The sequence below is a fragment of the Mucilaginibacter terrenus genome (assembly GCF_003432065.1).
In the GTDB taxonomy this organism is placed as follows: domain Bacteria; phylum Bacteroidota; class Bacteroidia; order Sphingobacteriales; family Sphingobacteriaceae; genus Mucilaginibacter; species Mucilaginibacter terrenus.
Genome location: NZ_QWDE01000005.1, coordinates 149,075 through 173,466 on the forward strand (window position 1 = coordinate 149,075; position 24,392 = coordinate 173,466).

Genomic DNA, 24,392 nt, shown 5'->3' on the forward strand with positions numbered 1-24,392 from the left:
AATGTACACTTCAACTAATCAATCGTTTGATTAACTTTGCGCCAGATTAAAGCAATGGAAAAAGAAAAGATTGATAAAAAAGATCACATCCTTGACGCTGCTGAAAGAGTGTTTGCAGAGTCAGGATATGATGGAGCGTCGACCCGCGTGATTTCTAAAGAAGCAGGCGTAAACATGGCGATGCTCAACTACTATTTTGGTTCGAAAGAGGGCGTTTTCCTGGCTATTTTCGAGCGCCGTATAGCATCTTTCAGAACAATGCTTACCGATATCAGTGTGGACAACACGCTTGATCCGTGGGAGAAGCTGGACTGGTACATAGATAAATATGTGGACAGGGTAGTTAACAACAACTGTTTCCAGGTAATTATCAACAGAGAGTTAAGCAAGCAAAAGAAAACAGACCTGTCTGATCGTATAACCACAATAGTCATGAGCAATGTAGTGGTGTTCCAGGACATTATTCTTAACGGTATAAAAAGCGGCCATTTTAGTGAGGAAACCGATGTACAGTTGCTGGTATCTACACTGCATGGTACGAAAAACTATATTGTTAATACACCGCATATCTCTTCACGTATCATTGGTTATGATGTTACAAATGCTGAGAACCAGGAAATCCTTAAGCCGCGCTTAAAATCATACATGAAGAGATTGCTTAAGTGCTATTTATCAAAAAACAATGACAACAACTAATAATCATCCCTTGAAACCTCATCTACTAAAAAGAGCTGTAAAGGCAGCGGGTAGCATGGCCGTACTCACAGCGGCATTGCTTTTTACTGATCCCGCCGCTGCCCAGGACAGAACCATCACGCTTGACGAAGCTGTTAAGCTGGGATTGGACAACAGTAAAACACTTAAACTATCACAGGCCAGGATAGACCAGGCAGTATCGCAGTACAACCAGGCTAAAGATCGCTCGTTGCCCACCGGCAGCGCCAGTTTTGGCTACAACCGCGCGCAGATACCTGCCAATAAGCTAAACGTTGGCGAAGAAAGCCTTACACTGCCTACCAGTGCTAACGCTTACCTGGGTACGGTATCGTTAAACCAAACCATTTGGGCCGGCAATAGATTACGTTATGCCCGCGAGTCGACAAACCTGCTTACGCAGGTAGCCAGGCTGGATGCGGTGAATGATCGTGACGAAATTGCTTACAACATTATCAACTCCTACTATAACCTGTATAAGGTACTGCAAAGCAAAAAAGTAGTAGAGCAGAACCTGAACACAGTTGATGCACAAATAAAGCAGTCACAACGCTTTTTTGAGCAAGGCTTGGTAACCAAGAACGATGTTCTTCGCTTCCAGTTACAACGGTCTACTATTGAACTGAACGGCATCGATCTGGAGAACAATCGTCGCATAATCAACTATAACATGAACATTCTGCTTGGTTTGCCTGAGGACACCCAACTAACTATTGCAGAAATTAAAGAAGCTCCTGCAACTCCTGCGCCGTTAGCGGCCTACCTGGACACAGCAGTTGCTCATCGCCCTGAACTACGCCAGCTTGACCTGCGCACACAAGTTGCAGAAACCAACATCAAAAGCATACAGGCTAACTTAAGCCCTACGCTTTCTGCTTCGGGCAGTGCTTACTATGTAGGCATTTCAGGCAACCCGATACCAAAAACAGGCAACTTTATCACCCCTATTTCATTGGGTGTAACCCTTGGCTGGAACTTTGGCGCTCTTTGGACCAATAAGAACAAGGTAACAGAAGCCAGAATTCAGCGCGAACAGGTGCTGATTAGCAAAGGGATCACTACAGATAACGTCAAGAACGAAGTGAACCAAAGCTACCAGAACTATAAAGCAGCTGTCGACAGGATAAACCTGCTGCAAACCTCTATTAACCAGGCGTTGGAAAATAACCGCATACTGGAGAACAGGTACCGCAGCAACGTGTCAACAGCTACTGACCGTGCCGATGCGCAAACCTTATTATACCAGGCACAAATAAACCTGGAGCTGGCTAAAGCCGATGCAGGTTTGGCTTACTATACTTTACTAAAATCAACCGGAACTCTTAACAAATAATAAAGACTAAATACAATGGCAACTCAGGAAACAGAACCAAAAAAGAAACCAAATAAGGTACTTCCCATTATACTGGGGATCGTACTTATCGGCGGTATAATTTTCGGTATAAAAGAATATATCTACTTCAGCAAGCACGTTGATACCGACGACGCGCAGATAGACGGCGATATAAGCCCCGTAGTAGCACGCGTAGGCGGCTATGTAGATTCTATCTACTTTGAAGAAAACACGCACGTTAACAAAGGCCAGCAGCTGGTTAAAATAGATGACCACGATTATCGCATTAAGCTGGAGCAGGCGCAAGCTGCGCAGGTTGGCGCAAGTGCCGGTATAGGTGTAGGTCAGTCACAAATATCTACCACTGCAGCAAGTGCGGCTAGTGCCCGTGCTGACGTTGCATCTGCAGCTGCACGCCTGGAAAAGGTACAGAAAGATTATAACCGCTATGCAAACCTGGTGAAAGACGGATCTATTACCCGCCAGCAATTTGACCAGGCAAAGGCCGATCTTGATGTAGCAAGAGCAAACTATCGCGCTTCACAGGATAAATACAGGGCAGCACAGGAACAAGTAGCCACTACCAGGAGCCAATTGACTGTAACCAACACAGGTGTAAGCCAAAAGAAGGTTGATATTGACTATGCAAAGTTGCAACTGTCGTACACCAACGTAAAATCACCTGCCAGTGGCATTGCTTCTAAAAAGAATGTTCAGGTAGGTCAGTTAGTACAGGCGGGGCAAACGCTGTTTAACATTGTTAATGATAACAGCATTTACATCACTGCCAACTTTAAAGAAACCCAGCTGAACAACATCCGCAACGGACAGAAGGTTGAGGTAAAGGTTGACGCATACCCTGATATGGAAATTAGCGGTACAGTGTATAACTTCTCGCCTGCTACTGGTGCTAAATTTTCACTGCTTCCTCCGGATAACGCTACCGGTAACTTCGTGAAAGTGGTACAGCGTGTTCCTGTGAAAATAAAAATAACCGGCAAAGCCGAAGATATTGCCAAACTGCGCCCGGGTATGAGCACAGATGTATCCGTGTTAATAAAAGAATAATAAAATGGCTGAAACTGGCTTTAAAAAATGGATAATTACCATTACGGTAATTATGGCATCGCTGCTCGAGCTGATAGATACTACTATTGTGAATGTTGCCATTCCGCACATCCAGGGTAACCTGGGTGCCACGCTGGAAGACATTGCATGGGTAGTAACCGGCTACGCGGTTGCCAACGTTATTATATTGCCCATGTCTGGATGGCTTGGGGGCCGCTTTGGCCGTAAGAACTACTTTCTTACATCAATTATTGTATTCACCATAGCATCGTTCCTGTGCGGTAATGCTACATCGCTCAACCAACTTGTAATGTTCAGGATATTACAGGGAATTGCAGGTGGTGGGCTAATATCTACCGGCCAAACCATACTGATAGAGACCTGGCCTCGCGAACAAATTGGTACAGCTACCGCTCTGTTTGGTTTAGGTGCGGTTGTAGGCCCTACTGTTGGCCCAACAATAGGCGGATGGATAACGGAGAACTATGCGTGGCCATGGATATTCTACGTGAACATCCCTGTAGGTGCGCTGGCTGTGTTCCTAACTGTCACCTACGTGCGGGAAACCCCCAAGGAGGAGAAAAAACCTATTGACTGGTGGGGAATTGGCTTGCTTGCTGTTGCCGTTGGTAGTTTACAGACCATCCTTGAAAAAGGAGAATCAGAAGACTGGTTTGCAAAAACTTATATACTTGTGCTCACCATTACCGCGGTATTGGGTACCATCCTGTTCATCTGGAGGGAACTAAGTACCGATCACCCTATCGTGAACTTCGCTATCATGCGGCATCGAAGCTTCTCTGTAGGCATGTTTACGTCCTTTATTTTGGGCTTCGGTTTGTATGGCTCGGTATTCGTATTCCCGGTATTCTGTCAAAACCTGCTGGGCTTTAACGCGCAGCAAACGGGCGAACTTTTGTTCCCCGGCGGGGTCTGTACCATTGTGATGATGCCCTTTATAGGTAAAATGCTTAATAAGGGCATACCGGCGCAGTTTATGGCAACAGGTGGTATGTTCTTATTTTTTGTATTCACCACCATGTTAAGCAACTCTACGCTGCAAACAGGACAGGGTGATGTGCTGATACCGCTTTTAATAAGGGGTGTTGGTATGGCGCTGTTGTTTGTGCCACTCACTACATTGGCTATGTCGGACCTAAAGGGGCCAGAGTTGGGTCAGGGTTCGGGATTAAACAATATGATGCGCCAACTGGGTGGCTCTTTTGGTATTGCTGCTCTTACAACACTTATACATGTGCGCCAGGGCTTTCACCGCACATCATTGGTAACACACATCAATCCATATAATAATGCGTTTACCGAGCGTTTAAATATGCTTACTCATGCTTTTATGGCCAAGGGGAAATCTATGCTGGACGCCACACATATGGCTTATGCAGCAATAGAAGGTACCGTTATAAGGCAAACGATGCTTTTGTCGTATGACGATGCATATTGGGTATCCGGGCTCATCATGCTGTTCTCGATACCGTTGATCTATTTGCAGCCGTTCCGTAAGAACATGAAGGCTGTTGCAGATGCACATTAATAATAAAAGCCGTTACAGTCTTATCGACGTAACGGCTTCTCCAAAAAAATCAACAATTAAATTCTGCAGCCCCAACCGGGTTCACAACAAGTTTCAGTTAAAAAATCTTATGATCGGAAGAGGCGGTATAATCTTATGCCTTAAAATTGTTGTTTTTAATTAACAAACGCAAATTTAATTTCATAAAATTTTCATAATTCAATTTATATACAAAGGGGGCTGGTTTACACCATCCCCCTTTGTATATCTGATAGCTTCAGAGAAGCTTAGAATATTACTTTGCCGGTAGCAGTTACCAACGAGGCAATGCGCACGGCGTCAAAAATGCGTTCTTCGGTTGTGCCCAGCTTTATAAGAGAGTCTTCGTGAGCGTTAACGCACATTTCGCAACCATTAACTGCAGAAATGGCAAGGCTCATCAGTTCAAAAAACTCTTTACCTGTAACAGGTTTCATCATTAGCTGCATGCGTATGCGTGCAGGTATCTGCGTATACTTTTCCTTTTGAGTAAAGTGACGGAACCTGTAGAACACGTTATTTGATGCCAGTAACGATGCACAGCCAACAGCCTCTGCAATGTCTGCAGCAGTTGCGCCCTGCTCTTCGGCATACTTTGTATAGTAGTTGGTAAGCGGCAGGTTATTATTGTTTACAGCGGTGCTCAGGCCAAGTAACGCGCATTCTTTTTCGGTAAGATGAGCTGAAGTAAGCGTGCTGGTAAAATTCAATTTAAAATCGCGCAGATAGCGGGATTCGCCTTTTTCAAGCAAGGTCAGGCTACCGGTGCGGTAGTTATTTTCAAGACCTACGCTTTGTAGTATCTCTTGTATCAGTTCGGTACTTTCTGACATGATGTTTTTTTTATTTAAAATGGTAGACAAAAAAATAACCACAGAGAACGCAGAGGTAGTTACAGAGTGGCAGAGTTTATCCCCGTGTACCCTGTGCCTTCTTTGTGCTCCCTGTGGTTAAAAGCTATTATAAGGGATACTTATACAGTTAAAGTTTCCTGGCCTTTTTCCCAGTTGCAAGGGCAAAGCTCGTCAGTTTGTAAACCGTCAAGTACGCGCAATACTTCTTTAACATTACGGCCAACGTTCAGGTCGTTAACAGATACCCAACGGATGATACCTTGTGGGTCTACGATGAAAGTAGCACGGTAAGCAATTTTTTCATTCGGCTCTAATATACCCAGGTCTTCAGCCAATGATTTTGAAGTGTCAGCAAGCATCGGGAATTTAAGATCGCGCAGATCATCGTGGTTTCTTCTCCATGCAGCGTGAACGAATTCAGAATCTGTAGAAGCACCAATTAAACGGGTGTCGCGGTCACGGAACTCACCGTAAGCTCTGTTGAACTCAGCAATCTCAGTTGGGCAAACAAAAGTAAAATCTTTTGGCCACCAGAACATTACGGTCCACACGTTATCTTCATTCACCAGGAACTCTGATGTAATGGTTTCAAACTCTTTACCTTTTTCGATGCTGGTTACTGCAGTTTTAGAAAATTCCGGAAATTTTTGTCCTATCGTTAACATAACAGATGTTTTATTAAAATTTATGCAACAAATATACGGCTAAAACCATGCGGATTTCATTCTTAATATCTATGGGTTATAGGCAAAACCTATAGTGTTCTAAATACACTGATAGCTAGTATTTTAGATCAAGATTACGCCTGTTTTTTATACCGCATGCGCAATTGTTGCCTCTAAAACCGGCGCCTGTTTTTCTTTAAGCTTTTCTTTGTGCAGATAACGCCAGTGCAGTGCGCCTATAAGCAGCGCTGCAACTCCCTCCAGCAGCATGGTATTAGTGGTACCTATCCACTTAGATACTGCACCTATAACCAACCCGCCCAGCGGCTGCATACCAAAGAAAGCCATAGCGTAAAAGCTAATCACCCGTCCGCGCATGTCATAAGCCACAGTCGTTTGTATTAAAGTATTGCTAATGGTGATCTGCGACATCATACCAAAGCCGGCAATGGTCACAAACAACAAGGCCAGCGGATAACTTCCCTCGTGCGAGAACAGGATTAACCCCGTGCCAAATACCAGTGTATTGATGAACAGGATCTGCTTTAAGTTACTGCCGGGCTTAAGTGAGGCCAGGAATATAGCCCCGGAAAAAGCACCAAGGCCGATAAAGCTATCTATAACACCAAACGTTGAGGCCGTGCCATGAAAAACGTCCTTAGCGTAGTATGGTATAAGGGTACTAAACGGCAATACAAACAGGCTAATGAGCGCAAGCATAATAAGCACAAAACCAATTGATGGTGTTTGCTTGATGTATGTAAAGCCTTCTTTCAGGTCGGCAAAAGCATTACCGGCATGCGGTTTATGTTCTACCTTAGGCAACCTCATCATTAGTAAGGAACCAATAACAGCAATAAAGCTGACAGCGTTTATTCCGAAGCAGGCATCGTCGCCAAAGGTCTCCAGCACCAGCCCGGCAATACCAGGGCCTATAAGCCGCGACAGGTTTACCATAGACGAGTTTAACGCCAGGGCATTGGGCAGATCGCTTTTATCTTCCACCATATCATAAACCAGCGACTGCCTCGCCGGCACATCAAAGGCGTTGATAATGCCCAGTAGCACGCTCAGCGTAAGTATTTGCCATACCTCGTAGTGATTAAAAAAGATAAGCAGCGCCAGCAGCACAGCCTGTACCATGGAGAGCACCTGTGTAGTAAGCAACACCTTAAACTTGCTGTACCGGTCGCTGGTTACGCCACCTATTAACGAAAAAATAAAGGAAGGGAACTGGCTGGCGAACAGCGTAAGCCCCAGCATAAATGTAGAATGCGTAAGTGTATAAATCACCCAACTTACAGCGGTCTTCTGCATCCAGGTACCGATGAGCGATACCGATTGCCCCGCAAAGTATAACCGGTAATTACGGCTGCGGAACGCTTTAAAAGTACTGATATTCATATGATAACCCTTTATGCGCAAACTCACGGGGTTACTCTGTTTCTACAAGCTTTGTTAATGGTGCAATTGCTTTTAATAAAATCTCCTGCTCTTCGGCTGTACAGGTGGCTGCAATGGCATGGCTTAACCACTCCACCCGTTCGTTACGGATCTGCGATAATACCTTCTCCCCTTCGGCAGATAAGGAGATCAGCACCTTGCGCTTGTCTGTTTCTGACACAGCGCGGCTGATGTATCCTAACTCATCCAAATGGCTTAAAATTTGCGACATGGACTGGTTGGTGATCTTCTCCATTGCGGCAAGCTCGCTTGGTAAAAGCTGCGCTTTATCCAGCAATGCCAAGGTAGACCGTTCGGTAAGTGAAAGCCTGCTGCCTGTGGCAGATTCCTTACGCAACTTCTTTATCAGCCGGGTAACGGTTACGCGTAACTGAGATGCCAGATCATCAATATCAACTTTGCTCATTTAATTAAGTAAACTAATAAGTTTGCCTTACAAATATACGGTCAAAGTGCCGGTTTGTTTATCATGAAAGTATCATTTGTAAGCACCATAATTCATATACAGATTTTTTTGCGTTAATCCAAATAACAGTGAAAATAGCTGTTTTTAATGGTGCAAAAAAGTGTGGTTCTTGCTGGTAAATAGCCGGTTATACAAGTGTTCATTTCCGGCGTTCACGAAAAACACTGAACAAAAAAGACGCGTTGTGCCGCGTCTCTTTTGTTTTTTAAGATGAGGTGGTTGCTACAAAATATACTTTGTGCTCAGGAAATTGGAATCGTTATCATTCACAATTTCATTGATAAGTTGCTTGTTGGTATCATTCATCTTGGTAGCCACTAATGACCGTATAGAGAACGAACGCAAAGCGTCATGCACAGACAGGGTGCCCTCGGCACTGTCCTTTCGCCCGGTGAACGGGAACACATCCGGCCCGCGCTGGCATTGGCTGTTGATGTTCACGCGGCTTACCAGGTTCACAAACGGGTCTATCAATGACGATATCTCTTTGGCATCATTACTGAAGATGCTTACTTGCATACCATGTGGTGAATCTATCTGGTATTTAATTGGTTCTTCAATATCTTCAAACGGTACAACCGGAATTACTGGTCCGAACTGCTCCTCACGGTACAGCTTCATCTTCTCATTCACGGGGTAAACCACCGCCGGGAAAACAAAGGATTCGGCAGTGACGCCGCCGTGTTCGTTCATTACTTTGGCACCATTGGCAATAGCATCATCTATACACTCTTTCAGGTAGTCGGGCTTGTGCGGCTCGGGTAGTGGTGTAAGCTTTACATCCTTTTCCCATGGCAGGCCGGGTTTCATTGCGTCTACAGCAGCACTAAGCAGTTTCAGGAACTCATCTGCAACTTTTTTGTGTACAAATATCATCTTGATGGCCGTACAACGTTGTCCGTTGAAAGATAACGCCCCTAGTATACACTCGCTTACGGCAAGTTTCAGATCGGCGTGCTTGGTAACTATAGCAGCGTTCTTGGCATCCAGGCTTAACACCGCACGCAGGCGGTTTACTTTTGGATGGCGCTTTTTAAGATCATTAGCCACCTTACTGCTTCCAATAAAGGCCAGTACGTTGATCTTGCCGGTAGCCATAAGTCCTGGTGTAACCACTGCTCCGCGGCCATAAACCGTATTTACCACACCTTTAGGAAAAGCATCTTTAAACGCCTGCAGCAATGGGTAATGCAGTAGCGTACCATGCTTAGGTGGTTTGAACAGAATGGTGTTGCCCATTATCAGCGCGGGTATTAGCGTGGTAAAGGTCTCGTTAAGAGGATAGTTAAAAGGCCCCATACACAGCACAACACCCAACGGCGAGCGTCGGATCTGCGCTACCAAACCCTCGGCCATTTCAAAACGGGATGATTGACGGTCGATGTCCTTCAGTCCGTCTATAGTTGCATTGATGTATTCCACCGTGCGGTCAAATTCTTTGATAGAATCGGCATAGGACTTACCTATCTCCCACATTATCAGCTTCACTATCAGCGTACGCTGCTCAATCATTTTATACACGAACTTGTCCATGCACTTGATGCGGTCTGCTACGCTCATCGTTGGCCATTCGCCGCGGCCGTTGTCATACGCATGGAGGGCAGCATCCATAGCTTCCATGGCTTCAGTTTCGGTGCAGACAGGATAGGTACCAATTAGCTTACGCTTGTAATTACCATCAGCCTGCGGGATCATCACGGGCGAATACACTTCACTTACCTCCCCGCTCCACTGGCGCATTTCGCCATTTACGAGGTATTCGCGTTGATGTATCTCCTCTATCCGATGTTCTGCAGGTATCTGTTCTTCAGGCACGAACATGGCCTGTAGTTGATCTTTAAAGTCGCTCATAGGCATGAAAAGTTTGAAATGCTATCCGCAAATGGGGGATATACAAGTATTAATATTTAATTTAACGGTGGCGGCGGCAAAACCACCTGCGTCATGCGGCCATACTGGTTCTCCAGTTTTGATGCGGCAGCCTTATCCATAAACCATAGCAGGTCACCATTGCTTGGCTGTATTAGTTGTGCCGGATATAACTCGACATTCTTTTCATCCTCCAGAATGTGTTTTACGGCTTCGGCTTTACCTTCACCATAAACAAGGAAGGCGATATGATGCGCGATGTTAATGAGCGGTGCCGTAAAGGTTATCCGGTTCATCTTTACTTCGTCAATATATAACGCCTGTACGCTTGCACTTTCATCATGTAATACTGGTGTATGAGGAAAAAGGGACGCAGTATGCGAGTTGTCACCTAATCCCAAAATGATGAGGTCGAAACTAGAATTCCCCTCATCAAAAAAGTTCATCAGCGCGGTTGTGTACTCTTTTGCTGCTTCTTCCGCACCTAAATGGGTCTCAATAGCAAATATCTGCGACTCGTCTATTCCCAGCGGCTCAAACAACGTGTTCTTAGCCATCAAGTAGTTGCTCTGCTGATCTGTCAACGGTACATCGCGCTCATCGCCAAAAAAGAAATAAACCTTATCCCATTCTATCTTGTCGCGGTACTCGCTTGCCAGCAGTTCGTGCAATTTCTTGGGAGAACTACCGCCGCTTAGTGCTACCGTAAAACGATCGCGCTCTTCGATAGCTTCAGCGGCTATCTGAGCGAAGTACATCGCAAGTTGCGCTATTACATCATCTGGTGTGTTAGCTATGTTAAGGTGCATATTGCTTATTTTTTTCCGTTAACGGGCAGTGTGAACCAATTGAAACCATCGCGGGCTATTAAAGCCTCAGCAGACTCCGGCCCCCATGAATCGGCACTGTAATTAGGGAAGTTCAGGCTCTTTTTATTTTGCCAGGTGCTCAGAATAGGCATTACCAGTTCCCACGCAGCTTCTACCTGGTCGCCACGCATGAATAATGTCTGGTCGCCAAGCATGGTATCTAATATCAGGGTTTCGTAAGCTTCCGGCGCCTGGTTGGTGTAAGTGCCTTTATAATCAAATACCATATCTACCGGGTTCAGCACCATGTCAATACCAGGGCGTTTGGCCTGCACCTGTAAGCGGATGCTCATTTCCGGCTGTATGCTAATGATCAACCTATTTTGTTGCCAGCTTTCGGCCGCTTCTGTCGGGAAGATCAAGTGTGGTACATCCTTAAACTGGATAGTAATTACCGATGATGACTGGTGCATGCGCTTACCTGTACGCAGGTAGAAAGGCACACCCTGCCAGCGCCAGTTATCCACAAAAAATTTAATAGCAGCAAATGTTTCGGTATTCGACTGCGGATCAACCTTCTGTTCCTCACGATAGCCGGGTACTTCTTTGCCTTTCATCCAGCCGCTACCATACTGGCCTCTAACTGCTGAGTTACGCACATCTTCCGGCGTGAACTTGCGCATGGCCCTTAGCACATCTACCTTGCGGTCGCGTACCTCGTTAGCGTTAAAGCTAACAGGCGGCTCCATGGCAATGTGGCAAAGTAACTGCAACAGGTGATTTTGTATCATGTCGCGCATAGCGCCTGAGCCATCATAATAGTCTCCGCGCTCTTCCACCCCTAATTGCTCGGTTACGGATATCTGCACGTGTTCAATATAGTTCCGGTTCCACAATGGCTCCATAATGGAGTTAGCGAAACGGAATGCCATGATGTTCTGAACAGTTTCTTTACCCAAATAATGGTCTATTCGGTAGATCTGGCACTCGTCAAAAATACCTGACAATAGCTGGTTAAGTTCTTTCGCAGTATCCAGGTCATGCCCAAATGGTTTCTCGATTATGATCCTAACGCGGTCCTTATCTTCAGCTAATTGAGCTTTGGAAATGTTTGACGCGATGATCGGGAAGAAGTTTGGTGCAACCGCCAGATAGAATATAACGTTTGCTTGGGTCTTCCATTCTTCATTATGCTTTTCTATGCGTTTGCCAAACTCTTTATAGGTCTCAAAATCTGTTGCGTCAGATACCTGGTAGTAAATGCTGTTCACAAATTTTTCCCACTTCTTACCGTCAACTTTCCCGCTGCGCGAGAATTGGTTGATGTCGTTAAACATGTTCTCACGGAATTGCTCATCTGTAAGCTTTGTACGGCCTGTTCCTATGATAGAGAACTGCTCTGGCAGCCATCCGTCAAGAAAGAGGTTGTATAAAGCGGGTGCTATTTTGCGTGAGTTAAGGTCTCCGGTTGCACCGAAGATCACAAATATGGTAGGGGGCGATTTAACGTTGCTCATGATGATGTTTTTTGAGAGTCAGGAGTTAAGAGTCAGGAATCAAGACATGAACATAAATGAGTTTGTGTCCTGACTCTTGATTCTTACTTCTTGATTCTATTCTTAGTCTTGTTTAGCGGTCCACTGTGTATGGAATGTACCTTCTTTGCCTATCAGCTCGTAAGTGTGTGCGCCAAAATAATCGCGCTGCGCTTGAGTAAGGTTAGATGGCATGCGTTCGCTGCGGAAAGCATCAAAATAGCTTAGCGATGCTGCGTAAGCAGGCGCTGCTATGCCTGCATTAACTGCGGCTGCTACCACTTTACGAATGCCCGGCAGCAGGCTGGTCACAATGTCGCTTACGTCGCCGTCAAGCAGCAAGTGCGCTAACTTAGGATCTTTGCCGTAAGCACCGTAGATGTTCTCCAGGAATTTAGAACGGATGATACATCCGCCTCTCCATATCTTGGCTATCTCATCAAGCTTTAGATCGTATTTGTACTCAGCAGACGCATTGGAGAGCATGTGCATTCCCTGCGCGTAGCTGATGATCATTGTAAAATAAAAGGCTTGTTCCAAAGCAGTCAGCAGCTCTTCTTTATTACCCTCTATCTGCTGGTGATCAGCCGTGCTGTAAATGCCTGCTGCTTTAGTGCGTAGCTCCTTGTACTTAGAAAGGTCGCGCATTGCAACAGCGGTATCTACCGTTGGGATGGGTGCCTGTAAGTCCATTGCGCTTTGCGAGGTCCATTTGCCGGTACCTTTAGCGCGTGCTTCATCCTTAATATCGTCTAACAACAGGTGGTCCGTACCGGGAGCATTAAATTTGAAGATGTCCTTGGTAATATCCAGCAGGAAAGACTGCAAGCGGCCATCGTTCCACCGGGCAAATACTTCGCCTATGTGTGCGTTGTCCATCTTCAAGCCCTTTTTCATGATCTCGTACGTTTCGGCAAGCAATTGCATTATACCGTACTCAATGCCGTTATGCACCATTTTCACGAAGTGACCCGATGCACCCGGACCAATGTAAGTTACGCAAGGTGCGTCGTCTACTTTAGCTGCGATAGCTTCAAAGATCGGCTTCATCACGTTGTAAGCGTCCTTGTCGCCGCCTGGCATCATGCTTGGGCCTTTGCGAGCGCCTTCTTCACCACCAGATACACCCATGCCGAAGAAGTGCAAACCTTTAGCTTCCAGCTCTTCTACACGGCGGTTGGTGTCAGTAAAGTGGGAGTTACCGCCATCAATTAAAATATCACCTTTATCCAACAACGGGCTCAGCTCTGCAATAACACTATCAACTGGTTTGCCTGCAGGCACCAGCATCATAATGGCGCGTGGTGTAGTCAGGCTTTGTATAAATTCATTCACATCAATAAAACCCTTTACGGCGAACTTGTCGCCCTCCTGGTTAAGCGAATCTACCTTACCCTGATCTTTATCGTGCCCCGCCACTGCAAAGCCATGATCGGCCATGTTCAATAGCAGGCTGCGGCCCATAACACCAAGGCCTATCATACCAAAAGCGTACTTATCTGTTGTTGTGCTCATGTTAGTTGAGTTTTTGCTCTTTAAGTTCGTTCAATATCTTTTTTGTTGTCTCAAAATCCGTGTGCTGGTAAGCACGAATGCCCAGGTTCTCTGCCATTTTTACAAACATTATCCTGTCATCAAAGTACACACACTGATTTGGTGATGCCTGCGCGATGCCCATAGCCAGCTGCCATATACCGGGGTCAGGTTTGCGCATTTTAACTTCACACGAGGAGATAAATGCATCAAAGCACTCGTGCAGTTTAAACTTTTGCACACGATAATCATTCAGCTCCTTGCCCTCGTTGTTAATAGAGATAATGCGGAAACCACAATCTTTCTTCCACTCCTTTAACCAGGCCAGCATATCCGGAAGTTCTATCGACTGTGAGTACATGAATTCCTTAAAATCTTCCCGGACAAAATCTCGCGGCTGATTAAATATTACGGTATCCAGGTACTGGTCAAGCGTAATGCTTCCTATCTCGTAAACGTTGAAGATAAAGTTGTGCAAGGCGTTAACTTCCTCGTAGTCTAAACCAAATTTGTTCGCAGCTTCACGGCGTGATTCGTGGCCCCAGCCGTTCGTAAGCAGTATGCCGCCGACGTCAAAAAAGAGGATCTTCAGGTCATTATACTTTGCCATCGGGATCTGCTTACGCTTTGTTTTTTTGATCCTCTATTGCTTTGAGCAATTTCTCGAATGGCTTGTTAAATTTCTCAATACCCTCGTCTTCCAACTGCTGAGTTATCGCGTCAAGATCAATCCCCAACTCTTTAAGCTTAGCAAGCGTTTCTGTTGCTTTATCCAGGCCTTGCTCTAATGTATTTGCAGCTACGCCATGATCACGGAAAGCATCTATTGTTTCCAATGGAACGGTGTCAACGGTATCCGGACCAATAAGAGCTTCTACGTATTTAGTGTCTTTAAAAGCGGGGTTCTTGCTGCCGGTACTTGCCCAAAGCAAACGCTGTGGTTTTGCACCCTGCTCCTCAAGTTTTTTCCAACGCTCGGTGCTAAATACGCGTTTGTAAATCTCATATGCCTTCTTTGCAGATGCAACGGCTACTTCACCAACCAGCTCTTTTTCACCTTTCTCTTCTAATAAAGGATCAACAACCACGTCTATCCGGCTTAAAAAGAAACTGGCTACGGATGATATATGCGCTATTTTATGACCGGCGGCTAAATGATCTTCCAGACCTGAAATGTACGCCTCTGTAACAGCTTCGTAACGCTCCAGCCCAAACAGCAGGGTAACGTTTACGTTGATACCTTTTGCTATCGTTTCGCGTATTGCTTGCAACCCAGGCTTAGTACCAGGGATCTTGATCATCACGTTTTTACGATCAACTTTGTTCCAAAGCTCCTCTGCTTGTTTTATAGTACCTTCGGTATCAAGCGCGAGGAAAGGAGATACTTCCAAACTAACATAGCCATCTGCACCTACGACGCCTTCGTTGTACACGCTGTCGAAAATGTCGCAAGCCGCCTGTATGTCTTTTACAGCAAGTTCAAAAAACAACTTTTCAGTAGTTTCTGCATTTGCACCGAGTTCTTTTACATCGGCATCGTAATCGCTGCTGCTGCTAATTGCCTTTTCAAAAATAGCCGGATTAGAGGTTACTCCTCTTACGCCATCCTCGTCAATTAATTTCTTCAGCTTGCCTGAGGAGATGATCTCGCGATCAATAAAATCAAGCCAGATGCTCTGACCGAAATCGTGTATTTGCTTAACATTGCTAGTTGCCATATCAGGTATGTTTAATTTGTTGTTGTTCTAATAGTAAATTGTCTACAGCGGCAAAGTTGGGGCCAATGCAACCGTAGCGTATAATCTCAATATCATTCTTTAGCTACCGGAGTGTAATTGTACTACTCATTAGCAGCTACCAGTATGTTCAGGTCGTAACCAATGAACAAGCCACTTTCTATGACGCCGGTTATCGATTTAATGTCGCGCTCTAAACTATCTGACACATTATCGAAATAGCAATCGAGCACCATATTGTTGTTCTCGGTGATCACAGGACCATCCTTCCCTTTAGCAGGGCGGATAGATGCGTCATTAGCGCCAATCTTTCTCAACTCCGCGCTAACATGCAACAGCGCCTGGGGGAAAACCTCTACGGGTACCGGAAAGTTGGTGTTTATTTTTTGCACCATCTTACTCTCGTCCACAATAATGTAGTTCACCGCGCTGCTGCTTATCAGTAGTTTTTCTTTGAACATTGCTCCGCCACGGCCTTTAATTAGCCAGTTGTTGGGGTCTACTTCATCAGCGCCGTCAAACAGCCAGCCGGGCGTATGCTCGAATGTACTGGTAAGCGGAATGCCCAACTTTGCACAGAACATAGATATCTCCAAAGATGTCGGTATAGCCAGTATGTTCAGCTTTTCGGTTCTTATCCTTTCGGCAATTGCCAAGAGGGCCAGGTAAACCGTTGAACCGGAGCCCACACCCAGTACGTCGCCATCTTTTACCATGGCAGCTATCTGGGAGGCAACCTTTTGCTTGCCCGTAACATTGGTGATTGTACCAGACCATTGAAGGTCTTTTATCAGATCGCTCATGTTATAGTGAGTGGTGAGTAGTTAATAGTGAGTAGTTGTCGCAGTTTAACCGCTCACCCACTCACTATTTACAACTGACTATTTACAATATTGCTTTTGCTTTAGCCACTACGTTTTCTACTGTAAAGCCGAAGTGTTTATACAGATCTTCAGCAGGTGCAGATTCGCCAAAGGTGGTCATACCCAGCATGTCGCCTTCGTCTGTAGTGTATTTGTGCCAGCCCATTGGCGAAGCCATTTCTACTGCTAAGCGTTTGCGGCTTGCCTTAGGTAGTATCGATTCTTTATACTCCGCACTTTGTTTCTCGAATAATTCCCAAGATGGCATGCTTACCACACGCGTAGAGATGCCTTCAGCTTCCAATTTTTCCTGTGCTTGTAGTATCAATGCTACTTCAGAGCCTGTTGCCATTAGTATCAGATCGGGGTTGCCACTTTCTTTCGAAAGCACATACGCGCCTTTTTCAAGATCAGCAGCTTTACCGTATTTATCCTGATCAAGTATAGGTAAGCCCTGACGAGTAAAGATCAGCACTGTTGGCCCGCCTTTTTTCTCAATAGCCACTTTCCAGGCGTAAGCAGTTTCGTTAGCATCAGCCGGACGAATAACAGTTACGTTTGGAATAGCGCGAAGAGAAGCCAGATGTTCAATTGGCTGGTGTGTCGTTCCGTCTTCGCCTAAACCTATACTATCATGCGTGTAAACGAATATTGGGTTAATTTTCATGATGGCTGCCAAACGGATCGGCGGGCGCATATAATCAGCAAATTGCAGGAAGGTTGCGCCAAATGGCAGCAGGCCTTTTGTTAAAGCCATACCATTAAGTGCCGAACCCATTGCATGCTCACGGATACCGAAGTGGAAGTTGCGGCCACCACGGTTCTCTGAAGTAAATGAATCAAAGTCCTTTAGGTTGGTCTCTGTTGATGGCGCAAGGTCAGCCGCGCCGCCAATTAGATTTGGCAAACCCGCCGCAATTGCATTTAACACTTTGCCAGAAGCCTGGCGTGTAGCCATCTTCGGATCAGAGCCTTTAAAAACAGGCAGTTTGTCGGCCCAGCCAGAAGGTAGTTCGCCTTTAAACGCAGCTTCATACTCAGCTGCAAGTTCAGGGAATTTTTCTTTGTACTTAGCGAACAACTCGTTCCACTTATCCTCTTTTTTGCCGCCGCGTGCGCCTTTTTCTGCGTAGTATTTGGCAACCTCTTCTGGTATTTCAAAAGATTTTTCAGGATCAAAGCCAAAGAATTCTTTAACCAACTTGATCTCGTCTGCACCAAGCGGTGAACCGTGAGAACCTGCAGTCCCTGATTTGTTAGGACTACCGTATGCAATAAGTGAACGAACGCGTATCAACGATGGTTTCTGGGTTTCGGATCTTGCGTTTATTAAAGCAAGCTCCAAAGCATGGGTATCGTTAACATCCGGAAGGTCCTGCACATGCCAGCCATATGCACGGAAACGTGCACTTACATCCTCGTTAAACGCGATGTTGGTGCTGCCTTCTATCGAGATGTGGTTATCATCGTATATATAAATAAGATTGCCTAACTCAAGATGACCTGCTAATGAGGCGGCCTCAGATGTAACTCCTTCCATCATATCGCCATCACTTACGATAGCATAGATGTAATAGTCGAAAAGAGAGAAGCCCGGCTTGTTGTAACGGGCAGCTAAATGCTTTTGAGCAATAGCGAAACCTACACCATTGGCAAAGCCCTGGCCTAAGGGACCGGTTGTTACATCAACACCCGGTGCCAACCCATACTCGGGGTGGCCGGCGGTTTTGCTGTTCATCTGGCGAAAAGCCTTCAGATCATCTAAAGATAGATCGTAACCGGTTAAGTGTAAGAAGTTATATTGCAGGATACAAGCATGACCCGCCGACAAAATAAACCTGTCGCGGTTTGCCCAATCTGGGTTTTTAGGATTATAGTTTAAAAATTTAGTCCAAAGCACATGGCCCAGCGGCGCAAGTGCCATTGCAGTACCCGGGTGGCCTGAGTTTGCTTTCTGTACAGCATCTGCAGACAGTACCCTTACGGTGTCAATTGCTAACTTTTCCAGTTCTTCGTTCGGTTTTTCCATTATTGTGAGTTGATTGGAGTTTTAATTATTTAGTAGGAGTAGCCATAGCCGTGTGTGTAACCGGGTGTTTATCCTCCTGCCATAATCTTGCCCCGCCTTTAATGCCGTCGGCATTGGTTACTATTTTCATGTTCTTGTCCAGCTTAAAATTAAGCTTGTCGGAGTTTCCGCCACCTATGTATAAGTAGTCGTAGTTGAATACGGTTTTTAAAACTTTAAAAACTTTTTTAATTCGTGTGTTCCATTTCTTTACACCTTCCTTGTCTAATGCCTTATCGCCAATGTACTCATCATAGTCGCGGCCTTTAGATATGGGGTGATGCGCTACTTCAAGGTGTGGCAGCAAGTGCCCGTCCATCAGCAATGCGGTACCGAAGCCGGTACCAAGTGTTATCACCATCTCCAGCCCTTTGCCTTCTACTACGCCAAGCCCCTGCATATCTGCATCATTTACCACTTGTGCATCTTTACCGAGGGCGGTAACCAGCAACTGGCGAAAGTCAACGTCCTTCCAGTATTCGTTGCCCAGGTTAGGAGCCGTTTTCACCACACCATTGCGTACATAGCCAGGGAAGCCGACTGATATACGATCATACTCCGGAAAGTCTTTAACTAATGTCTTGATGGATTTAATAACATTATCAGGATTGGCCGGGTTTGGGGTTACAACTTTCTTGTAATCCATCTTCAGCGCGCCTTTGTTATCTAGGATTGTGCCCTTAATGCTTGAGCCACCTATATCTATAGAGAGTATTCTTAACTGGGCAGTGGTGTTTTTCATTTGAACCAGTGGTGTAATGGTGATGTTGTGCGTGTAAATATCACATTTTAAATAATAATTAGGTATTATTTAGCTATAATATTGAACATCAAATAAAAAAATCAAACGTAACCTGGGCATAACGCCGGTGTTATATTTGTGTGTGCTCCAAATGTAACAGCACCACCTTTAAAAAAGTTAGCTATGCCAGCTTTTATGACATTGTTTAAACACCCAACGGCTAAAAAGACAAAAGCAGGATGCTATTAACAACATTCACTTAAAACAGAACTATACCAGCCACACTGTACAATAACGCTTATCCTATTTTCCTCCCGATTGCTTTACCATAAACTCCAGTGCAGCTTTATCAAAAAGCGCTGTTGGCACTTGTTTTTCGCCAAGCTGCATCATTTTGCTGTTAGTAGTTTTATACATCGGCCATATGGGTAGCCCCGGACCGTTAGGGTCTCCCTTAGTTGCAAAGTTTACCCAATAGCTTGACATCACATCCGCCAGCTTTTGATCTCCCGGTTCAAAAGGCCGGTTCAGGAACTTTAGGTTATTAAAGGCATAAGCAACTTCTGCCGTGTGGAACGCGCCGTACTTTTTGAAGGCCTCGTTAGCGGGTACCCGGCGCACAAAACGGTAAAGGTAAACAGGCCTGCCTTTACTTGCCTGTACATTGGCCCAGGTAAAGTTTTGAATACCAAAGGTAATATCGCGCGATATATTAATCTGCGAGCGCTCCGCTTCCGCGTCGGTATTAGCAGGGTACAACTTTAAAAACTCTGCCGCTTTTTGTTTATACTGTTTTTGTACATCTGCCTTGTAATCGGCAGCGTTCTTAAGCTTACCTATAAACGCATCGTCCATGTTCCAGCCGGTAAGCAGGTCTGCTTTGTTCTCTTTACCGGAGGCAAAGATAGTAGCTACATCCTGCGGCAGTATATAACCATCTACAATGGGCCGTGCATTGTGCTGTTTTAGAAGATCCTCAGCAGATAGCTTCCTTAGATCCGCCAATGAGTTGGCACCTAACTTCTTTGCAGTTTCTACCCCGCCCCTTTCGGCTTGGGCAAGCGTAGTGGCACCCAGCGGACCATTAATAAAACCAGCTCCGCTTTCGGCAATGGCGCGTTTAAACAAACCTTTTGCCTGCGGCGATGCTACCAGGTAATTTACGGCAAATGATCCTGCAGATTGCCCGGCTATGGTCACATTGTCCGGGTCACCACCAAAGGCGGCTATGTTAGTTTTTACCCATTGCAGCGCTGCGATAAGGTCCATCAATCCATAGTTACCCGAAGCATGATTAGGCGACTCTTTTGTTAGTTCAGGGTGTGCAAAAAAACCAAAAATGCCCACACGGTAAGGAATGCTCACTAATAACACCCCTTTTCGGGCAAGTGCTTCACCGTCGTAGATAGGTACGTTAGTTCCACCACTTACAAATCCTCCGCCGTACACCCATACAATTACCGGCCGCTTCTCACTTACGGCTTTAGCGCCCGTCCAAACGTTCAGGTACAAACAATCTTCGCTCAGGGGTTCATCTTTAATCAAAAACTCGCGCGTATAAACGCCGAACTCGTTTGGCTTACCTTGCATGGGGCTTTGTGCAAAGTTTGTACAGGCCCTTACATCTGTCCATGGTGTTACAGGCTGCGGCGCCTTCCAGCGCAGCTCTCCCACAGGTGGCGCGGCAAAAGGTATTCCCTTAAAGGACATCACAGCACCATCGGCACTGGCAGCGCCGGATACTGGCCCGGAACTGGTTTTCACAACTTTGAATGCATCCTGCGCTACAGCAAAGGCGCATAACAGCAATAACGGAAGGATGAGCAAGCGTTTCATAAGCGGCTAATTGGTTGTTGCTAATTTATGGTTTTGCCACGGCTTTTACATACTTAGCTGTACGGGCATCATTAATAACACCTTTCCAGTTTAAGCCGTAGCCAAAATCATAAGCATGCCCTTCACCGTCTTTAAATACCTTCATGTCATGAGGCACATCTTCAAACTGTGCTTCAACGGTAGCCATATCCACAGGCATTTGCATTGGCAGCAATGCCGATGGTTCCGCCTTCCCGGTAATTATATCCAGGCTGGCTTGTCCCTGTACACCAAAATCTCCAATAATAGCACTCGCCTGTTTTTCAAACTCACTAAATACCATCGGGTTGTTTAAATTAACCGATACGATAACCGGCTTACCCTTCATTTCCGCGTATGTATCTGTTACCATGGCGAGGTCGGTAACATTGGTAGATGTTTCTGCTTTACCTTTATAGCTCCTGTTGGTAAAAGACTCCAGCGGATCTCCGCCTGCTATACTGGTTGCACGCGCTGTTGCCGCCACGTACTTACCGTATTGTAGTGATATCGGCAGATACCCATTGCCTCCGTTTTTAGCGTCATCGGCATCATAGCCGCCGCGGCCAATTGGGCTAGAAATAAATACCAGGGCGTAATCCGCCTCGTCCGGGTTGTCAGTGACCTTAAAGTACTTTTTAACCGTTTCTATATTTACCGGGTACTCTAATGATTCCGGCGTTTTCATGCCAAGGAAGTTCACGCCTGCAGGTGTAAATTTCTTTGGCACATAAACCGTTTTGCCGGTTTGCAGCGGCAGTACGTTGTTCTTGTTTTTTAGCATTACGATAGACTTCAGTTGGGCATCGTATCCTGCTGCCATAAACTCCGGATTGCCTACGACTCTTTTTGATTGCTCTGCATCCAGGTAGGGGTTCTCAAACAGGCCGGTCTGGAATATATTGCGCAGTAAACGCGTAGCCGATAGTTCGAAACGAGCACGCATAAATTTTTCGCCATGTTCTTTTACACCTATCTGGTAGGCTTCTATCACAGGCTTCATATCGTTATTACCGCCAAACTGGTCTACCCCCGCCATCAATATTTTATAGTGACGCTGGGCAATTGTCGCTTTTTCCATCCCCCACGATTTACCGGACAAAAAGCTGTTGATAACCGTTTCATCACCGGTAACCAGCCAATCGGTACACACCACGCCATCGTAGTGGTATTTATTGCGCAACAGGTCGGTAATAATGTATTTATTGTAGTTGTTAGCTACATTCTCGTGGTTCTTGGTGTCCTGCTTCCAGCTAATAGTGTAATAAGGCATTACGGCGGCGGCCATTTTGGTTTTGCCGTTCAGCTTGAAAGCGCCTTCGGTAAATGGCACCATGTGCTGGGCAAAGTTATTGCCCGGGTAAACAGCATACTTACCAAAACCGTAGTGGGCATCACGCCCGCCCTCGCCGGCGCCACCGCCGGGCCAGTGTTTTACCATAGCATTTACACTTACGTAACCCCAGCCTTTGGCAATTTCGTCTTTACCCGTAGAGGTTTGGAAGCCATCTACGTAAGCTCTGGCCATATCGGCAGCCAGGTAAGGGTCCTCGCCGAAGGTTCCACTAAAGCGGTTCCAGCGCGGGTCTGTAGCTATATCAATTTGCGGCGACAAAGCAGTAGCAATGCCTAACGCGCGGTACTCCTGCCCTGCAATGCTGCCGAACTTTTGCGTTACAGATGGGTCGAACGTAGCAGCCATCCCCAACGATCCCGGCCACATAGAAATAGAACCACCTGCACCCGCGTTAAACTCGGCGGTAGCACGTGTGCCATGCCGCGGGTCGCTGCTGTTGTTGGCTGGTATCCCCAGGCCAATGCCCTCTACCAGGGCCTGCGCATTATTGTTCCATTTGGCGGCAACTTCCGCGCTTTGTACCGATGTGATCAATACATGCCGTACGTTGTCTTCTGTCAAGAATTTCTTTTGCTGATCGCTAAGATCCCAGGCATTTGCACCGCTTTCGGCAAATACTTTACCATTATAGCTGCCAGCAAAAGGGCCTGCCGGTGCCGCCGGTATAGGCTGATGCCGGCTGTATAACATCAGCCCTGCAATCTGCTCAACGCTCATTTTCGCAGCCAGGTCTCTAGCGCGCTCATCAACCGGCAGCCGCCAGTCTTCATACTTGTCCAGCTTACCGTTTTTGTTCAGGTCCTTAAAAGCTAGCCCGTCCACTATAAGCAATTTTACGCCTGACGTAGTGGAATAACCCAACTTTTGGCCGGCTTTGTTGGTCACAAAAACAATGTCACCTACCTTGTTTTCGGTGTACTTGGTTTGGGCTGCCGCAGCCAATGGCAGCATCATGCTAAGCAGCAGGTATCTTCTTTTCATTTATATGGTTGTTGTAAGATGATTTTATCTTCAGTTGCTCAATACACAAACAGGCACAAATTAGCACAGGAAGAACCCGGCTGTACATGCACGCTATAAGGGTAATACTAAGCTTAAAAATTATAACTGGTTGAAAGACAATCTTTGTGTCGATACTACACAATGGTAAAAATTATATTTTACAATAACAAATTAAAATAATGCGCGAACGTGACATCCTAAATGCCTTATAAACTAAGACTCGATTTCCAGTGCACAAAACTATTTACTATAATAGTGCGTTCCTACTTTCCAGTCACCCTACATTGAAAGGCGCAGTTGGCTGGCGTGAATTAATAGAATACGATGCTTTCAGAAAAACTAAAAGAACAAACGCAGCAAGATCATCAGTACCTCGAAAAAATGATGGTAAAGGATTTAAAAGCCATTCGCACTAACGGGGAGTACGCGGCTTTGTTACAGAAGTTTTACAGCTACTTTGGCGGATTAGAAGTCAAAATAGATGAAGTATTCGATAAAACCCAGCTACCGGATGCAGCCGAACGCCGCAAAGCACAATCGCTGGCAAATGATATTAGGTTTTTAGGCGGACAGGTTGCTGATAAGGCTACAGGAGTTGCACTACCCTCCATCAACAACCACCTGCAGGCTTTAGGAGCGCTGTATGTTATTGAAGGATCGACGCTGGGTGGTAAGATCATCAGCAAAATGATGCAGCAGCAGCTTGGCCTTACAAACAATGGTGTGACTTTTTTTGAAGGATACGGCGATCAATCCATGCGAATGTGGGGCACTTTCAAGGAAATGCTGAATACACAAGCGACCAACCCCGAACAGGAAGCAGTGGTGATAACCGCAGCTAATGAAACCTTCCGCAAGTTTGGCGATTGGTTTAAACACAGCGAAAACTAACG

20 protein-coding genes are annotated in these 24,392 nt (G+C 45.8%); 5 read left to right on the forward strand and 15 right to left on the reverse strand.

The genetic code is table 11. The features are described from left to right. Positions 1-54: 54 nt before the first annotated feature. Genes DYU05_RS19375 through DYU05_RS19390 form a run of 4 tightly spaced genes read left to right on the forward strand, consistent with a single transcriptional unit; the run spans position 55 to position 4,664 of the window. Positions 55-696, forward strand: coding sequence for a TetR/AcrR family transcriptional regulator (locus DYU05_RS19375; protein WP_117384810.1), 642 nt, complete (start codon positions 55-57; stop codon positions 694-696). Positions 697-706: 10 nt separating this feature from the next. After that, complete coding sequence (locus DYU05_RS19380) at positions 707-2,047, forward strand: TolC family protein (protein ID WP_235854069.1); 1,341 nt, start codon at positions 707-709, stop codon at positions 2,045-2,047. A gap of 15 nt (positions 2,048-2,062) precedes the next feature. Further along, positions 2,063-3,115: an HlyD family secretion protein gene (locus DYU05_RS19385; protein ID WP_117384812.1), complete on the forward strand. Its 1,053-nt coding sequence runs from the start codon at positions 2,063-2,065 to the stop codon at positions 3,113-3,115. Between the two features lie 4 nt (positions 3,116-3,119). Then, complete coding sequence (locus DYU05_RS19390) at positions 3,120-4,664, forward strand: DHA2 family efflux MFS transporter permease subunit (protein WP_117384813.1); 1,545 nt, start codon at positions 3,120-3,122, stop codon at positions 4,662-4,664. Between the two features lie 266 nt (positions 4,665-4,930). On the opposite strand, the gene DYU05_RS19395 is transcribed toward DYU05_RS19390, so the two are convergent. The 15 genes from DYU05_RS19395 to DYU05_RS19465 all read right to left on the reverse strand — a co-directional run bounded on the left by DYU05_RS19395 (position 4,931) and on the right by DYU05_RS19465 (position 23,478). Next, entirely contained in the window at positions 4,931-5,515 is a 585-nt protein-coding gene (locus DYU05_RS19395; RefSeq protein ID WP_117384814.1) for a carboxymuconolactone decarboxylase family protein, read from the reverse strand. Positions 5,516-5,655: 140 nt separating this feature from the next. Continuing rightward, positions 5,656-6,201: a peroxiredoxin gene (locus DYU05_RS19400; protein ID WP_117384815.1), complete on the reverse strand. Its 546-nt coding sequence runs from the start codon at positions 6,199-6,201 to the stop codon at positions 5,656-5,658. Between the two features lie 147 nt (positions 6,202-6,348). Next, positions 6,349-7,605: an MFS transporter gene (locus tag DYU05_RS19405; protein WP_117384816.1), complete on the reverse strand. Its 1,257-nt coding sequence runs from the start codon at positions 7,603-7,605 to the stop codon at positions 6,349-6,351. A 31-nt stretch (positions 7,606-7,636) separates the two neighbouring features. Next, the gene (locus tag DYU05_RS19410; protein WP_117384817.1) at positions 7,637-8,071 is read right to left on the reverse strand and encodes a MarR family winged helix-turn-helix transcriptional regulator; all 435 of its coding nucleotides are present in this window, start codon (positions 8,069-8,071) and stop codon (positions 7,637-7,639) included. 282 nt (positions 8,072-8,353) lie between these two features. Next, positions 8,354-9,982, reverse strand: coding sequence for an NADP-dependent glyceraldehyde-3-phosphate dehydrogenase (locus DYU05_RS19415; protein WP_117384818.1), 1,629 nt, complete (start codon positions 9,980-9,982; stop codon positions 8,354-8,356). A gap of 56 nt (positions 9,983-10,038) precedes the next feature. After that, positions 10,039-10,809 carry a 6-phosphogluconolactonase gene (gene pgl / locus DYU05_RS19420; RefSeq protein ID WP_117384819.1) on the reverse strand — a complete coding sequence of 257 codons (771 nt, stop codon included), beginning with the start codon at positions 10,807-10,809 and terminating at the stop codon, positions 10,039-10,041. 5 nt (positions 10,810-10,814) lie between these two features. Further along, positions 10,815-12,326, reverse strand: a complete 1,512-nt coding sequence (gene zwf / locus DYU05_RS19425) for a glucose-6-phosphate dehydrogenase (protein ID WP_117384820.1) — start codon at positions 12,324-12,326, stop codon at positions 10,815-10,817. A gap of 102 nt (positions 12,327-12,428) precedes the next feature. Beyond that, entirely contained in the window at positions 12,429-13,859 is a 1,431-nt protein-coding gene (gene gndA / locus DYU05_RS19430; RefSeq protein WP_117384821.1) for an NADP-dependent phosphogluconate dehydrogenase, read from the reverse strand. Position 13,860: 1 nt separating this feature from the next. Further along, entirely contained in the window at positions 13,861-14,487 is a 627-nt protein-coding gene (locus DYU05_RS19435; protein WP_117384822.1) for an HAD family hydrolase, read from the reverse strand. Between the two features lie 10 nt (positions 14,488-14,497). Continuing rightward, positions 14,498-15,595, reverse strand: coding sequence for a transaldolase (gene tal, locus DYU05_RS19440; RefSeq protein WP_117384823.1), 1,098 nt, complete (start codon positions 15,593-15,595; stop codon positions 14,498-14,500). A gap of 122 nt (positions 15,596-15,717) precedes the next feature. Continuing rightward, positions 15,718-16,416, reverse strand: coding sequence for a ribose 5-phosphate isomerase A (rpiA, locus tag DYU05_RS19445; RefSeq protein ID WP_117384824.1), 699 nt, complete (start codon positions 16,414-16,416; stop codon positions 15,718-15,720). A gap of 82 nt (positions 16,417-16,498) precedes the next feature. Next, positions 16,499-18,505, reverse strand: a complete 2,007-nt coding sequence (gene tkt / locus DYU05_RS19450) for a transketolase (protein WP_117384825.1) — start codon at positions 18,503-18,505, stop codon at positions 16,499-16,501. A gap of 25 nt (positions 18,506-18,530) precedes the next feature. Further along, positions 18,531-19,286: an ROK family protein gene (locus DYU05_RS19455; RefSeq protein ID WP_117384826.1), complete on the reverse strand. Its 756-nt coding sequence runs from the start codon at positions 19,284-19,286 to the stop codon at positions 18,531-18,533. A gap of 303 nt (positions 19,287-19,589) precedes the next feature. Next, positions 19,590-21,122 (reverse strand): carboxylesterase/lipase family protein, encoded by a 1,533-nt coding sequence (locus DYU05_RS19460; RefSeq protein ID WP_117384827.1) that lies wholly within the window; start codon positions 21,120-21,122, stop codon positions 19,590-19,592. 25 nt (positions 21,123-21,147) lie between these two features. Next, on the reverse strand, positions 21,148-23,478 hold the full coding sequence (locus DYU05_RS19465) for a glycoside hydrolase family 3 protein (RefSeq protein ID WP_117384828.1): 2,331 nt from the start codon (positions 23,476-23,478) through the stop codon (positions 21,148-21,150). Between the two features lie 345 nt (positions 23,479-23,823). Here DYU05_RS19465 and DYU05_RS19470 point away from each other — a divergent pair, with 345 nt between their 5' ends. Beyond that, on the forward strand, positions 23,824-24,390 hold the full coding sequence (locus DYU05_RS19470; protein WP_117384829.1) for a biliverdin-producing heme oxygenase: 567 nt from the start codon (positions 23,824-23,826) through the stop codon (positions 24,388-24,390). Positions 24,391-24,392 lie beyond the last annotated feature (2 nt).

What these genes read in the sequence shown, in the direction of transcription:
- gndA (WP_117384821.1), bottom strand. Translation starts at nt 13,859, where the DNA reads ATGAGCACAACAACAGATAAGTACGCTTTTGGTATGATAGGCCTTGGT.
- DYU05_RS19455 (WP_117384826.1), bottom strand. Translation starts at nt 19,286, where the DNA reads ATGAAAAACACCACTGCCCAGTTAAGAATACTCTCTATAGATATAGGT.
- DYU05_RS19400 (WP_117384815.1), bottom strand. Translation starts at nt 6,201, where the DNA reads ATGTTAACGATAGGACAAAAATTTCCGGAATTTTCTAAAACTGCAGTA.
- DYU05_RS19385 (WP_117384812.1), top strand. Translation starts at nt 2,063, where the DNA reads ATGGCAACTCAGGAAACAGAACCAAAAAAGAAACCAAATAAGGTACTT.
- pgl (WP_117384819.1), bottom strand. Translation starts at nt 10,809, where the DNA reads ATGCACCTTAACATAGCTAACACACCAGATGATGTAATAGCGCAACTT.
- DYU05_RS19405 (WP_117384816.1), bottom strand. Translation starts at nt 7,605, where the DNA reads ATGAATATCAGTACTTTTAAAGCGTTCCGCAGCCGTAATTACCGGTTA.
- tal (WP_117384823.1), bottom strand. Translation starts at nt 15,595, where the DNA reads ATGGCAACTAGCAATGTTAAGCAAATACACGATTTCGGTCAGAGCATC.
- tkt (WP_117384825.1), bottom strand. Translation starts at nt 18,505, where the DNA reads ATGGAAAAACCGAACGAAGAACTGGAAAAGTTAGCAATTGACACCGTA.
- DYU05_RS19395 (WP_117384814.1), bottom strand. Translation starts at nt 5,515, where the DNA reads ATGTCAGAAAGTACCGAACTGATACAAGAGATACTACAAAGCGTAGGT.
- DYU05_RS19470 (WP_117384829.1), top strand. Translation starts at nt 23,824, where the DNA reads ATGCTTTCAGAAAAACTAAAAGAACAAACGCAGCAAGATCATCAGTAC.
- DYU05_RS19465 (WP_117384828.1), bottom strand. Translation starts at nt 23,478, where the DNA reads ATGAAAAGAAGATACCTGCTGCTTAGCATGATGCTGCCATTGGCTGCG.
- DYU05_RS19390 (WP_117384813.1), top strand. Translation starts at nt 3,120, where the DNA reads ATGGCTGAAACTGGCTTTAAAAAATGGATAATTACCATTACGGTAATT.
- DYU05_RS19375 (WP_117384810.1), top strand. Translation starts at nt 55, where the DNA reads ATGGAAAAAGAAAAGATTGATAAAAAAGATCACATCCTTGACGCTGCT.
- DYU05_RS19435 (WP_117384822.1), bottom strand. Translation starts at nt 14,487, where the DNA reads ATGGCAAAGTATAATGACCTGAAGATCCTCTTTTTTGACGTCGGCGGC.
- zwf (WP_117384820.1), bottom strand. Translation starts at nt 12,326, where the DNA reads ATGAGCAACGTTAAATCGCCCCCTACCATATTTGTGATCTTCGGTGCA.
- rpiA (WP_117384824.1), bottom strand. Translation starts at nt 16,416, where the DNA reads ATGAGCGATCTGATAAAAGACCTTCAATGGTCTGGTACAATCACCAAT.
- DYU05_RS19410 (WP_117384817.1), bottom strand. Translation starts at nt 8,071, where the DNA reads ATGAGCAAAGTTGATATTGATGATCTGGCATCTCAGTTACGCGTAACC.
- DYU05_RS19415 (WP_117384818.1), bottom strand. Translation starts at nt 9,982, where the DNA reads ATGAGCGACTTTAAAGATCAACTACAGGCCATGTTCGTGCCTGAAGAA.
- DYU05_RS19460 (WP_117384827.1), bottom strand. Translation starts at nt 21,122, where the DNA reads ATGAAACGCTTGCTCATCCTTCCGTTATTGCTGTTATGCGCCTTTGCT.